Source organism: Streptomyces flavovariabilis (assembly GCF_000725785.1).
GTDB lineage: Bacteria > Actinomycetota > Actinomycetes > Streptomycetales > Streptomycetaceae > Streptomyces > Streptomyces hawaiiensis.
Genome location: NZ_JNXD01000005.1, coordinates 221,894 through 234,949 on the forward strand (window position 1 = coordinate 221,894; position 13,056 = coordinate 234,949).

General features: G+C 72.7%; 11 protein-coding genes and 1 riboswitch. Of the genes, 2 read left to right on the forward strand and 9 right to left on the reverse strand.

The window, feature by feature from the left end; all coding sequences use genetic code 11:
• Positions 1-31 precede the first annotated feature (31 nt).
• Positions 32-883, reverse strand: a complete 852-nt coding sequence (locus IO24_RS0111720) for a sulfurtransferase (RefSeq protein ID WP_031134742.1) — start codon at positions 881-883, stop codon at positions 32-34.
• A 251-nt stretch (positions 884-1,134) separates the two neighbouring features.
• On the opposite strand from IO24_RS0111720, the gene IO24_RS0111730 reads away from it, so the two are divergent.
• Positions 1,135-1,938: a VOC family protein gene (locus IO24_RS0111730; RefSeq protein ID WP_031134744.1), complete on the forward strand. Its 804-nt coding sequence runs from the start codon at positions 1,135-1,137 to the stop codon at positions 1,936-1,938.
• A 22-nt stretch (positions 1,939-1,960) separates the two neighbouring features.
• Here the strand turns inward: IO24_RS0111730 and IO24_RS0111735 are convergent, their stop codons facing one another.
• From IO24_RS0111735 to IO24_RS0111750, 4 genes are read right to left on the reverse strand one after another with little or no spacing between them, the layout of a single operon-like run.
• Positions 1,961-2,611 carry a thymidine kinase gene (locus IO24_RS0111735; protein WP_031134746.1) on the reverse strand — a complete coding sequence of 217 codons (651 nt, stop codon included), beginning with the start codon at positions 2,609-2,611 and terminating at the stop codon, positions 1,961-1,963.
• A gap of 46 nt (positions 2,612-2,657) precedes the next feature.
• On the reverse strand, positions 2,658-3,854 hold the full coding sequence (locus tag IO24_RS0111740) for an alkaline phosphatase family protein (protein ID WP_031134748.1): 1,197 nt from the start codon (positions 3,852-3,854) through the stop codon (positions 2,658-2,660).
• Entirely contained in the window at positions 3,854-4,450 is a 597-nt protein-coding gene (locus IO24_RS0111745) for a DUF5998 family protein (protein ID WP_031134750.1), read from the reverse strand. The genes IO24_RS0111740 and IO24_RS0111745 overlap by 1 nt, the downstream gene beginning before the upstream one ends.
• A gap of 42 nt (positions 4,451-4,492) precedes the next feature.
• A complete protein-coding gene (locus IO24_RS0111750) occupies positions 4,493-7,315 on the reverse strand; it encodes a bifunctional acetate--CoA ligase family protein/GNAT family N-acetyltransferase (protein WP_031134753.1) in 2,823 nt (940 codons plus the stop codon).
• Positions 7,316-7,494: 179 nt separating this feature from the next.
• On the opposite strand from IO24_RS0111750, the gene IO24_RS0111755 reads away from it, so the two are divergent.
• Positions 7,495-7,776 (forward strand): HPr family phosphocarrier protein, encoded by a 282-nt coding sequence (locus tag IO24_RS0111755; RefSeq protein ID WP_003993478.1) that lies wholly within the window; start codon positions 7,495-7,497, stop codon positions 7,774-7,776.
• A 176-nt stretch (positions 7,777-7,952) separates the two neighbouring features.
• On the opposite strand, the gene IO24_RS0111760 is transcribed toward IO24_RS0111755, so the two are convergent.
• The 4 genes from IO24_RS0111760 to IO24_RS0111775 form a co-directional block, all read right to left on the reverse strand.
• A complete protein-coding gene (locus IO24_RS0111760) occupies positions 7,953-8,648 on the reverse strand; it encodes a GntR family transcriptional regulator (RefSeq protein ID WP_031134755.1) in 696 nt (231 codons plus the stop codon).
• A 188-nt stretch (positions 8,649-8,836) separates the two neighbouring features.
• Complete coding sequence (locus IO24_RS0111765) at positions 8,837-9,625, reverse strand: M23 family metallopeptidase (protein WP_031134756.1); 789 nt, start codon at positions 9,623-9,625, stop codon at positions 8,837-8,839.
• 13 nt (positions 9,626-9,638) lie between these two features.
• Positions 9,639-9,802: riboswitch (cyclic di-AMP (ydaO/yuaA leader) on the reverse strand.
• Positions 9,803-9,994: 192 nt separating this feature from the next.
• The gene (locus IO24_RS0111770; protein WP_031134758.1) at positions 9,995-11,383 is read right to left on the reverse strand and encodes a M16 family metallopeptidase; all 1,389 of its coding nucleotides are present in this window, start codon (positions 11,381-11,383) and stop codon (positions 9,995-9,997) included.
• Positions 11,380-12,747 (reverse strand): M16 family metallopeptidase, encoded by a 1,368-nt coding sequence (locus IO24_RS0111775; protein ID WP_037667786.1) that lies wholly within the window; start codon positions 12,745-12,747, stop codon positions 11,380-11,382. The genes IO24_RS0111770 and IO24_RS0111775 overlap by 4 nt, the downstream gene beginning before the upstream one ends.
• Positions 12,748-13,056 lie beyond the last annotated feature (309 nt).

Sequence of the window (13,056 nt, forward strand, 5' to 3'; positions counted from 1 at the left end):
CCACGGCGCGCGGCCCTGTCTTCGTGTCAGGTCACTGCGGGTCCGGACCGACGGCGACCGGCCGGCCCGGGTCGGAGGACCACTCCGACCACGACCCCACATACAACTCGGCCGGGATCCCCGCGGCCGCCAGCGCCAGGACCTCGTGGGCGGCGGAGACCCCCGACCCGCAGTACACGCCGACCCGTGCCCCCTGCCTCACGCCAAGTCCCTCGAACCTCGCCCGCAGTTCCCCGGCGGGAAGGAAGCACCCGTCGGCCCCCACGTTCTCCATGGTGGGCGCCGACACCGCGCCCGGAATGTGCCCGGCCACCGGGTCGATCGGCTCCACCTCGCCCCGGTACCGCTCCCCCGCCCGCGCGTCCAGCAACACACCCGACCGGGCCAGAGCCGCGGCCGCATCCGCGTCGAGCAACCCCGTCACCCCCGGCTCGGGCACGAAGTCGCCCTCCGCCGGAGCCGGCACGGACTTCTCCAACGGCCCCTCCCAGGACGGCAACCCGCCGTCGAGGACCCGCACGTCCGGGTGACCCGTCCAGCGCAGCAGCCACCAGGCCCGGGCCGCCGCCCACCCCTGGCCGCCGTCGTAGACGACCACCGGCGTTCCGGCCGACACGCCCGCCCGGCGCATCACGGCACCGAAGTGCGCGAGGTCGGGCAGCGGATGCCGGCCGCCCTCGCCCGGCGCGGAGGCCAACTCCTGGTCCAGGTCGACGTATACGGCCCCGGGGAGGTGCCCTGTCTCGTACTCGGCCCGGCCGTCGAACGGCGGTTCGCCGGCCGCCCTGGCCGCGGTGAGCTGCCAGCGGACGTCGAGCAGGACCGGCGGGCGGGCACCCGCGAGGTCCCTCGCGAGGTCGGATGCGGAGATGATGGCGTTCATGGTCCCCATCCTCGCGCACGGGGGTGGCCGAGCCGTCCGTGTCCGGCTACTCTGCTCGGCCGGAGCGGATCGATCACGCCGCGTACGGGAACAAGCACATGCTGTACAGCTGAACGACACGTGCCGACACGCGTGCCGCGAGGGACGGGGGCCCGCACATCGGGCATTCTCCCGGGCAAGGGACGCCCTGCAGGGCCGCCCCACCAGGCTGCGGAGAGCACGGCCACCGCGAGGCCGAGAAGAGAGTGACGATGACCGACGCACGGGAGTCCGCCGGCCCGAACGGTGACACACCCGCTCGGCACGTGCCCGGCGCGCCCTGCTGGGTGAGCCTGATGGTGCACGGCCTGGACACCACCGAGGAGTTCTACGGAGCACTGTTCGGCTGGGAGTTCCAGCCCGGCCCCCAGCAACTCGGTCCGTATGTGCGCGCACTGCTCGACGGGCGCGAGGTGGCCGGTGTCGGCCGGCTGCCACCGGACCGCCATCTGCCCATCGCGTGGACTCCCTACTTCGCGTCGGAGGACGTGGATCTGACGGCCGAGACGGTGCGCAGTCGCGGCGGCACGATCGGCGTGGGACCGCTGGACGCCGCCGACGCCGGCCGTCTGGCCATCGGCTCCGACCTCTCGGGCGCGGTCTTCGGTATCTGGCAGGCGGCCGCACACCGCGGCACCGCCGTCTCGGGCGTTCCCGGCACACCTGCCTGGAACGAGCTGCTGACCTTCGAGTCGGCGAGCGTCGCCAAGTTCTACCGGACGGTGTTCGGCTACGAGGAGGAGCCGGTGGTCTCCGCCGACCTCGACTACGTGACCCTGCGCCTCGGCGGCGAACCCGTCGCCGGCATCCACGGCCTGGGGCGCGCCCTGCCCCGCGACCGGGGACCGCACTGGGTCACGTACTTCCAGGTCGCCGACGTCGACGACGCCCTGGACCACCTCGTCCGCCTGGGCGGGCACGTCCTCGAGCCGGTGCACGACACCGCCCATGGACGGGTGGCGAGGGTGGCGGACCCGGAGGGGGCGCGGTTCGCGCTGCTGCAACGGCCGAGCTGACAGCCGGAGCGCCGGCCGCAGGTCAGGCGGACGTCATCGGCAGCACGTCCGGGGACAGGGCCGCCGCGCGGGCCGTCGCCGCGGTCATCCGGCGACGGTGGTGACGGCGGCACAGGACCTCGTACCCCACCTCGTCGGGAGCGTGGGTGACGTCGCCGACGACCACTTGGGCGCCCTCGACGACCATCACCCCGCCTATCGTGCGGGCGTTGTGCGTGGCGCGGGCTCCGCACCAGCACAGGGCCTCGACCTGGAGCACCTCGACCCGGTCGGCCAGTTCCACCAGCCGCTGCGAGCCGGGGAACAGCTTGGAGCGGAAGTCGGTCGTGATGCCGAAGGCGTAGACGTCGAGGCTCAGGTCGTCGACCACGCGCGCGAGCTGGTCGATCTGCTCCGGTGCGAGGAACTGCGCCTCGTCGGCGATCACGTAGTCCGCGCGGCCGCCCTGCGAGAGGTGGTCGACGAGGTAGCCGTAGAGGTCCTGCCCGTCGCCGACCTCCACCGCGTCGGTGACCAGGCCCAGGCGCGAGGACAGCTTGCCCTCGCCGGCCCGGTCGTCGCGCGAGAAGATCATGCCCTGCAGGCCGCGCGCCGAGCGGTTGTGCTCGATCTGGAGAGCCAGCGTCGACTTCCCGCAGTCCATCGTTCCGCAGAAGAACACCAGCTCGGGCATGTGGAGTTGAGCACCTTTCGGCGTGGAAGGTCGGGGTGGGGCTGTTTCAGGAGCGTACTTCGAGCAGGGGGACCAGCTGCTCGGCGGGGGTCATCGAACCGTGGTTGCCGACCATCGCCGACTCCTTGGGCTCCCGCTCGGAGGCGATGAGCAGGACGTCGTCCCGCGCGGCCGCGACCACGTCACCGATCCTGCCGTACACCCGCTCGTCGATCCGCGGGCCGAACCAGCCCGCCGCGATGGCCTCGTCGCGTGAGGCCACCCAGAACTGCTCGCCGAGCACCTCGCGCCAGCAGGTCAGGACATCGTTCGCCGCGCCGGGCACCGCGTAGACATGGCGGGCGCGGCCCTCGCCGCCGAGGAGGGCCACACCGGCGCTCAGCTCCCAGTCCTCGTCGAAGTCGATGCGGTGCTGCTCGTCGAACGGCACGTCGATCATGCCGTGGTCGGCGGTGACGTAGAGCGCGCTGCGCGGCGGCAGCTGCTCGGCCAGGCGCTGGACCAGGCGGTCGGCGTACATGAGCTGGCCGCGCCAGGCGTCGGAGTCGACGCCGAAGCGGTGGCCGGCGCCGTCGACCTCGGCGAAGTAGGTGTACACCAGGGAGCGGTCGCCCGCGGCCAGTTGCTCGGCCGCCAGGTCCATACGGTCCTCGCCGGTCAGCCGCCCCAGGAACGTTCCGCCACTGAGCGCGACCCTCGTCAGCGGGGTGTTCTCGAAGGTCGGGGACGACACCTGCGCGGCGTGCACCCCGGCCGCATGTGCCAGCTGGAAGACCGTGGGGTACGGCTGCCAGGGGCCGGGCGGGGTCCACGGCTGCCAGCGCAGCTGGTTCATCAGCTCGCCGGTGTCCGGGTTGCGGACGGTGTAGCCGGGCAGGCCGTGCGCGCCGGGCGGCAGGCCGGTGCCGACGGAGGCGAGGGAGGTGGCCGTGGTCGCCGGGTAGCCGGCGGTGAGCGGACGCCCGGTGCCACCGCGGGAGGTGGCGAGCAGGGACGTCATGAACGGGGCGTCCTCGGGGTGCGCCCGCAGCTGCTCCCAGCCGAGGCCATCGATCAGGAACACGCAGTTCCGGTCGGCGGGGGCCAGCTCGGTGATCGTGGCGCTCATGTCCGGTACGCCGAGGCCTGCGGCCAGGGTGGGCAGGAGGTCGGCGAGTGATCCGCTGCCGTACTCGGGGGCGGGCGCGGAGGCGATGGTGAGCGGTTCGGGGTCGTGGTCCCAGGCCGTCATGGGCTGTGCCATCAGCGGGTCGTGTCCGCGGTCGCCTCGGAGAGGGCCTGCGCGAACGCGAGCGCCTCGCGCACGGTCTCCGGTCCGTCCCCGGCCTCGCTGACGCGCAGACTGAGGTCGTCCGCCGTCGAGTTGCCGGTGTAGCCGTGGTCCGCCTCGCAGTTGGGGTCGCCGCAGGCGGCCGGCTCCAGGTCGATGCGGGAGACGGCGCCCCAGCCGATGGTGAGGACGACCTCGCGGGGCAGGGTTCCCGGCTTGTACGACTCGGGGTTGGCGACCACGCGGCTGACCACGATCGACGAGATGCGGCCGATCTTCACGGACTCCGTCGACGTCGTGGCGTACGGCGTCGGGGAGGTGCTGTCGGCGGCCTGTTCGTCGGTGTGGCTGACGATGAAGCGGTTGTCCGTGAGGACGAGCACCGTCACGTGCCGCCGCACCTCGTTCTGGTCGAACGTCGTCTCCTGGTGGACCAGGAACGACCGCATGGGCTCGCCGCCCACGGCGGCTTCCACCGCCTCGGCCACGAGGGCCGGGTAGTAGCCGCTGCGCTCGATCGCCGCCCGCAGCCCCTGGGTCGTCGTACTGGTCTTGGCCATGAGGTCCATCCTACGGGGGACCACTGACTGCGAGGGACAGCTCGCCCCCTGTCAGTAGGCGGGGAGGGTCCGCGGGCCGAGGTCGTCGCGCGCGGGCGGGGGTGCGAGGCGGACGGAGGCGCCGAGGACGCTCAGGCCGTGCGAGGCGACGACGACCGGTTCCAGGGTGACCGCGACGACCTCGGGGTGGTCGTCGACCAGCCGGGACACCCGCAGCAGCAGTTCCTCCAGGGCGCGGGTGTCGGCCGGTGCGGAGCCGCGCCAGCCGAACAGCAGGGGGGCGGTGCGGATCGAGCGCACCAGCGAGGTCGCCTCCCGGTCGGTGACCGGGATGAGCCGGTGCGCCGTGTCCCCGAGCAGCTGCGAGGCGGCGCCGGCGAGCCCGAAGGAGAGCACGGCTCCGGCCGCGGGGTCGATGACGGCCCGTACGACGACGTCCACGCCGCGCGGCGCCATCCGCTGCACCACGGGGCGCAGCTCCTCCGGCGCGCCGAACTGCTCGGTCAACTCGGCGTACGCCTGGCGCAGTTGGTCTTCGCCGGCGAGGTCGAGGCGGACACCGCCCAGGTCGGCACGGTGCCTGAGGTGCGGGGCGGTGGCCTTGAGGGCCACGGGGTAGCCGAGGGTGCGGGCGGCTTCGGCGGCGGCGTCGGGGGTCGGGGCGGGCAGGGCGCGGTGGACCTGGACGCCGTAGTGGCCGAGGAGGTCGCAGGTGTCGTCCGTGCCGAGCGTGAGTCCCTGCCCGCGCGTGAGCAGGCCGTCGATCAGCGCGGCGGCGCCCTTCTCGTCGATGTCCTCGTACTCGGGCACCTTGCCGGGGTCGGAGGCGTCGCGCCGCCACTGCGCGTAGGTGACGGCCTGGCCGAGGGCGCGGACGGCGCGCTCGGCGGCGGGGTAGGCGGGGATGAGGCGGGCGCCCTCCGGGGCCTCGGTCGTGGGGAGGCGTTCTTCGACGGGTGCCGGACCGGGGGCGGTCTGCGACGGGGTGCCCGCTGCGGCCTGCGGTGCCGTGCTCGCCGCCGCCGACAGGGCCTCCGCCAGGCCGCCGAGCTCCACGTGGACCACCAGGACCGGCTTGGCCGGGGCGGCGGCCGAGGCCGAGCGCAGGGCCTGCGCGAGGGCGGCGTCGCCGACCGAGCCCTCCCCCACCGCCGGTATGGCGGTGACGACGACGGCGTCGCACCGGTCGTCGGCCAGCGCGCGGGACAGGGCGGCGTGGAAGTCGGCCGCGGAGGCCGCGGTGGTCAGATCCTGCGGGGGGTGCGGCCTCAGCCCCTCGGCGAGGCACGCGTCGTAGGTGAGCAGGCCGAGCGACTCCGAGTTGCCCAGGATCGCGACCCGGGGGCCGGCGGGCAGGGGCTGGCGGTCGAGCAGCAGGCCCGCGTCCACCAGCTCGGTGATGGTGTCGACGCGGATGACGCCGGCCTGCCTCAGCAGCGCCGACACGGTCGCGTGCGGCAGCCGGGTCGCCCGTACGGCGTGCCCCTGGGGAGCGGCGCCGTGCCGCGCGCCCTGGACGACGACCAGGGGCTTCGCGGCGGCGGTCCGGCGGGCGAGACGGGTGAACTTACGGGGGTTGCCGATGGACTCCAGGTACATGAGGACGACGTCGGTGTCGGGGTCCTCGTACCAGTACTGCAGGACATCGTTGCCGGAGACGTCGGCGCGGTTGCCGGAGGAGACGAAGGTGGAGACGCCGGTCACACCCGTGACGCCGCCGCCGCGCCGGTGCAGCCGGGACAGCAGGGCGATGCCGATGGCGCCGGACTGGGCGAACAGGCCGATCCGGCCCGGGCGCGGCACCTCGGGGGCGAGAGAGGCGTTGAGCCGTACTCGCGGGGAGGTGTTGATGATGCCGAAGGCGTTGGGACCGATGATGCGCATGCCGTACGTGCGTGCGTGCCGCACGAGGGCGCGCTGGCGTTCGCGTCCCTCGGGGCCGCTCTCGGCGTACCCCGCGGAGACCACGACGAGCCCCTGCACGCCGTGTTCGCCGCACTCGGTGACGACCTCGGGGACGTGCTCGGCCGGCACGGCGACGACCGCGAGGTCGACCGGGCCGTCGATGTCCCGCACGGAGCGGTGCGCGGGCACCCCGTCGAGCTCCTTCTGCCCCTCGGGAAGGGCTTTGTTCACGGCGTACAGACGGCCGCTGTAGCCGGCGTCCCGGATGTTGCCGAGGACGCTGCGGCCCACGCCGCCGGGTGTGCGCCCGGCGCCGACGACCGCGACCGAGCCGGGGGCGAGCAGCCGCTGCACGGAGCGCGCCTCGGCGCGGTGTTCGCGCGCGTACTGCACGGCGAGGGAACGGTCGGTGGGTTCGAGGTCGAACTCCAGACGGACCACGCCGTCCTCGAAGCTGCGCTTCTGGGTGTAGCCGGCGTCCGTGAACACCTTGATCATCTTGTTGTTGGCGGGCAGCACCTCGGCGGCGAAGCGGCGGATGCCGCGCTCGCGGGCGACGGCGCCGATGTGTTCGAGCAGGGCGGAGGCGACCCCACGGCCCTGATGTGCGTCCTGCACGAGGAAGGCGACCTCGGCCTCGTCGGCGGGTGCGGACGCGGGCGTTCCGTCGGCGCCGATCCGGTCGTAGCGTACGGTGGCGATGAACTCGCCGCCGACCGTGGCCGCGAGTCCCACCCGGTCCACAAAGTCGTGGTGCGTGAAGCGGTGGACGTCCTTGGCGGACAGGCGAGGGTACGGCGCGAAGAAGCGGTAGTACTTCGACTCGTCGGAGACCTGCTCGTAGAAGCTGACCAGGCGATCGGCGTCATCAACGGTGATGGGCCGGATGCGCGCGGTACCCCCGTCGCGCAGCACCACGTCGGCTTCCCAGTGGGCGGGATACTCGTGCCGGTCCGGCGAGGTCTGCATGGGCCCCAGAGTACGGCTAGCGCCTGACAACGGCGCGAGGCAGTCTGTGGAGGGCGTCAGTCGGGTCGAGGCCGCGATCCGACGGCACCCCGGGGTGGTCTTCGAGGACTGCTCCCGGCGCAGCTTCACGATATGGGAAACTGGTCTAGACAACCCTGAACACCGAAGGGCAGCAACACATGGCTGAGCGCCGCGTCAACGTCGGCTGGGCCGAGGGTCTCCACGCCCGCCCCGCCTCCATCTTCGTCCGAGCCGCCACGGCCGCAGGCGTCCCGGTGACGATCGCCAAGGCAGACGGCAACCCCGTCAACGCGGCCTCGATGCTGGCCGTCCTGGGCCTCGGCGCCCAGGGTGGCGAGGAGATCGTCCTCGCCTCCGACGCCGAGGGCGCGGACGCCGCCCTGGACCGGCTGGCGAAGCTGGTCTCCGAGGGTCTCGAGGAACTGCCCGAGACCGTCTGATTTCCCGAGCGCCCGACCGGCGCACAGCGAAGGGCTCGTCCGAATTCACCGGGCGGGCCCTTCGCCATTCCCGGTCGGCACAGGACGGGAATTTCCCGATTCCGGACAGCGGAAATTCCGGGCATCGAAAACAGGCACCCGGGAATTAGTCGCTCCCTTTGTATACGGCTGCCGTGTTAATGCCGCAGGCCCGCCGTGTTTACGGGATGTTGCGAGTTCCTCACACGGTCGGCGCGCTCCCCGGCGGAGCCGAGACGCAGACGGTGCGCGCCCGTCGCGCGCTCGGTGTGCATCGCCGTGACCGCCCGCGCTCGCTCACTGTCCCCGCGCGCCACCGCGTCCACGATCGCGCCGTGCTCCGTCCAGGACTCCACCGGACTGACCGGCGCGTCCACGGCGTACATCCACGCGATCTTGTGTCGGAGCTGGGTGAGCACCGAGGTCAGCGCGGGACTGCCGGAGGCCTGGGCGAGCGTCTCGTGGAACCAGCCGCCGAGAGAGCGCAGGTCCTCGCTGTTCCCCCGGCGGGCCCGCTCCTGGCCCAGCCGGACCAGGCCGCGCAGCACCTTCAGATGCGACTCGGTGCGGCGCTGGGCGGCGCGGGCCGCTCCGAGCGGCTCCAGCAGCATGCGCATCTCCAGCAGGTCGGCGGCCTCCTGCTCGGTGGGTTCGGCCACACACGCGCCCGCATGCCGCCGGGTCACCACGAAGCCCTCGGCCTCCAGTGTGCGCAGGGCCTCCCGGACAGGGACCCGCGAGACGCCGTAGCGGCGCGCGAGGAGTTCTTCGGTGAGCCGACTGCCACGCGGGTGGGCACCGGCGACGATGTCGTCCCGGATGGCCGTGCACACCGAGTGCGCGGGAATACGCATGACCGACCTCCGCTTAATCCCCGTGAAACGCCGACGAGCGGCGCGTGTTCCGTGACTCTATTGCAATGAGCCGGAATTTCCGACGGCAGGCGGGAATCCATGGATATTTTTTGGACAGCCTGCCGCCGTAAACACCGAAAGCCCCGGCTCGGGGAGACGGGGCTGCGGGGAGAGCGGAGGGGTTCCGGTCAGAGGTTGACGCCGTGCGAGCGGAGGTAGGCGACCGGGTCGATGTCCGAGCCGTACTCGGGGCTCGTGCGGGCCTCGAAGTGCAGGTGCGGCCCGGTGACGTTGCCGGTCGCGCCGGACAGGCCGATCTGCTGGCCGGGGGTGACCTGCTGGCCCACCGAGACGCTGGTGGAGGACAGGTGGCCGTACTGGGTGTACGTCCCGTCGTTCATCTTGATCACGATCTGATTGCCGTAGGAGCCGCCCCAGCCGGCCTCGACGACGGTGCCCGCGCCGACCGCGTGGACAGAGGTGCCGGTGGCGGCGTGGAAGTCGACACCGGTGTGGCTGCCGGAGGACCACAGGCCGCTGCCGGCCTTGTAACCGGTGGAGACGTACGAGCCGGAGATCGGGGACACGAAGGTGTTGAGACGCTTGCGCTCGGCCTCGCGGGCGGCGCGCTCCTTGGCCTCGCGGGCCTTCTCGGCCGCCTCCTTGGCCCTCTCGGCCAGCTCCGCGGCGCGCTTGCGGGCGGCCTCCTCGGCCTTCCGCTTGGCGGCGGCCTCCTCGGCGGCCTGCTGCTGCGCGACGGCTTGGGCGTCGATCTGCTGGGCCGCGGTGTCGCCCATGGTGACGACCGGAGTGAGGCCCGTCTGCTCGGCGCCGGGCTCGGCGGCGAAGGCCGCAGGGGCCGCCACGGTGCCGATCACGCCGGTGGTGGCGAGGGCCGCGACGCCCGCCGCACGGGCGGTGCCGCGCTGGATCCTGCTGGGACGACGGTGCTTCCCGGTGGCGCGAGTGAACGCCATGTGGTGGCTGGTCCTTTCCTTCCTTCTCGCCTACCGGGTTAGCTGACGGGTTCGGAGCAGGAAGGTCTCCTACGGACTCCCTCGCGGCTCGCGCGGGCGTCCGATTCACCCCAGGGACTGCGGTGGGTCCCCGGCTCCCCTGGCTCGCGCCGTACGGGGACTCGGCGATGACTGTCCGGTGCCGCGGGTGCGGCGCACTGCCTGACGAACAGCCCGGATGACGCTAAGCGGCGCCACTTTCAATTCCCAAACGGATCCCGGCTTTTGTAGCGCATCCCACAGGGCAGACAGGCAACATCCGTATCGATTCGGGCATAAAGGGGCCCTGGTGCCTCAGAAGACAACCAGGGCCCCTGCGCGCGCGTGCCGCTACTCGGCGGCGACGACGGTGACTTCGCCGATGCCCAGAGCCTCGACAGGCGCCTTGATCTGCGCCGCGTCACCGACGAGGACGGTCACCAGACGGTCCACCGGGAAGGCGCTCACGGCCGCGGCGGTGGCCTCCACGGTTCCGGTCGCGGCGAGCTGCCGGTACAGCGTGGCCTGGTAGTCGTCGGGCAGGTGCTGCTCGACCTGGTCGGCCAGCGTGCTCGCGACGGCCGCCGCCGTCTCGTACTTCAGCGGGGCCACGCCCACCAGGTTCTGCACGGCGACGTCCCGTTCGGCTTCGGTCAGCCCCTCGGCCGCGAGGGTGCGCAGCACCGTCCAGAGGTCCTGCAGGGCGGGGCCGGTATTGGGCGTGTCGACGGAACCGCTGATGGCGAGCATGGCGGCACCCGTGCCGTCCGGGGTGGACCTGAGGACCTGGCCGAACGCCCGCACGCCGTAGGTGTAGCCCTTCTCCTCACGCAGGACGCGGTCCAGGCGGGAGGTGAGGGTGCCGCCGAGGCAGTACGTGCCGAGCACCTGGGCGGGCCACACGCGGTCGTGCCGGTCCGGGCCGACCCGGCCGATCAGCAGCTGCGTCTGGACGGCGCCGGGGCGGTCCACGATGACGACCCGGCCGGTGTCGTCGGCGGTCACCGGCGGCACGGGGCGCGGCTCGGCCGAGGAGCCCGTCCAGGCACCCAGCGTGTCCCCGAGCAGGGCGTCGAGGTCGATGCCGGTGAGGTCGCCGACGACCACGGCGGTGGCCGTGGCGGGGCGGACGTGCTTCTCGTAGAAGCCGCGTACGGCCGCGGAGTCGATCGTGGCGACCGTCTCCTCACTGCCCTGCCGGGGCCGCGACATGCGCGAGCCCGTCGGGAACAGCTCCTTGGAGAGCTCCTTGGCGGCGCGGCGGGAGGGGTTGGCCAGCTCGTGCGGGATCTCGTCGAGGCGGTTGTTCACCAGCCGCTCGACCTCGCTGTCGGCGAACGCGGGCGCCCTCAGGGCGTCGGCGATCAGGTTCAGCCCCTTGGCGAGCCGCGAGGCCGGCACCTCCAGGCTGATCCGGACGCCGGGGTGGTCGGCGTGCGCGTCGAGGGTGGCGCCCGCACGCTCCAGCTCGGCGGCGAACTCCTCGGCGGAGTGCTTGTCGGTGCCCTCGGAGAAGGCCCGGGCCATGATCGTGGCCACACCGTCGAGGCCGGCCGGCTCGGCGTCCAGGGGGGCGTCCAGCAGCACCTCCACGGCGACGACCTGCTGGCCGGGGCGGTGGCAGCGCAGCACCGTCAGGCCGTTGTCGAGCGTGCCGCGCTCGGGGGCCGGGAACGCCCACGGCCGGGCGTCGCCCGCCTGCGGCCGGGGGTGGAAGTCCATCGTGGCGAGCTCGGTCACTTGGCCGCCTCCTCGTTCTCGTCGGTGGCCGCGGCTGCGGCGTCCTCGGTGGCGTCCTCGTCGGCGACGGGCTCGTAGACGAGCACCGCGCGGTTGTCGGGCCGCAGGCGGACCTTGGCGACCTCCTGGACCTCCTCCGCCGTGATCTCCAGCACACGCTGGACGGCGGTCAGGGCGAGCTGCGGGTCGCCGAACAGCACGGCGTACCGGCACAGTTCGTCGGCGCGGCCCGCGACCGTGCCGAGCCGGTCCAGCCACTCGCGCTCCAGCTGGGCCTGGGCGCGCTCCATCTCCTCGGCCGTGGGGCCCTCCTCGGCGAACCGGGCGAGCTCCTCGTCGATGGCGGTCTCGATGACCGGAACCTCCACGTCACCGGAGGTCTTCACGTCCAGCCACCCCAGGGAGGGGGCCCCGGCGAGCCGCAGCAGGCCGAAGCCGGCGGCCACGGCCGTACGGTCGCGCCGTACGAGGCGGTTGTAGAGGCGGGAGGACTCGCCGCCGCCGAGGACGGTGAGGGCGAGGTCGGCCGCGTCGCACGCGCGCGTGCCGTCGTGCGGAAGCCGGTAGGCGGCCATCAGGGCGCGCGCCGGGACCTCCTCCTCGACGACCTCGCGCAGCTGCTCGCCGATGGTCTCCGGCAGCGAGCCGTCGCGCGGGGCCGGCTTGCCGTCGTGACCGGGGATGGAGCCGAAGTACTTCTCGACCCAGGCGAGGGTCTGCTCCGGGTCGATGTCGCCGACCACGGAGAGCACGGCGTTGTTCGGCGCGTAGTAGGTGCGGAAGAACGCGCGGGCGTCCTCCAGGGTCGCCGCGTCCAGGTCGGCCATCGAGCCGATCGGGGTGTGGTGGTAAGGGTGGCCCTCGGGGTAGGCGAGGGCGGTCAGCTTCTCGAAGGCGGTGCCGTAGGGGACGTTGTCGTAGCGCTGGCGGCGCTCGTTCTTGACGACATCGCGCTGGTTCTCCATCGACTCGTCGTCGAGCGCGGTCAGCAGCGAGCCCATGCGGTCGGCCTCCAGCCAGAGGGCGAGCTCCAGCTGGTGGGTGGGCATGGTCTCGAAGTAGTTGGTCCGCTCGAAGCTGGTCGTGCCGTTCAGCGAGCCGCCCGCGCCCTGGACGAGCTCGAAGTGGCCGTTGCCCTTGACCTGGGCGGATCCCTGGAACATCAAGTGCTCGAAAAGGTGAGCCAGGCCGGTGCGCCCCTTGACTTCGTGGCGTGAGCCGACGTCGTACCAGAGGCACACCGCCGCGACCGGGGTCAGGTGGTCCTCGGAGAGCACCACGCGCAGGCCGTTGGCCAGGCGGTGCTCGGTCGCTGTCAGGCCCCCGGAGCCTGCCTGGGCTGTGGCCGTGTGACCCATGGGCATGTACGTCCCTTCGATCGCGAAGCGGTTGTTCAGACCGCGGATTCCTGCCGGTCCTGCCACTGTATGCAAGCGTGCGAAGCCCTGGTGAAGTTCCCGGCCGCGACCTGGGTCCGACAGCGCCAGAGGCCGCCCCGGACCGGGTCCTGGTGCCGCTTGTCAGTGCGGCGGTCCACAATGGTCGGCGTCAGATCCGGATCGCAGCAGCATGAGCGAGCCGCAGGGGCGGTCGGTGGCGAGTGGACGAGCGCGTGTCAGGCCCGAAGGGCTGAGCACGGTCGGCCTCTCGTCAGCGGCATGAACACCCCGTAG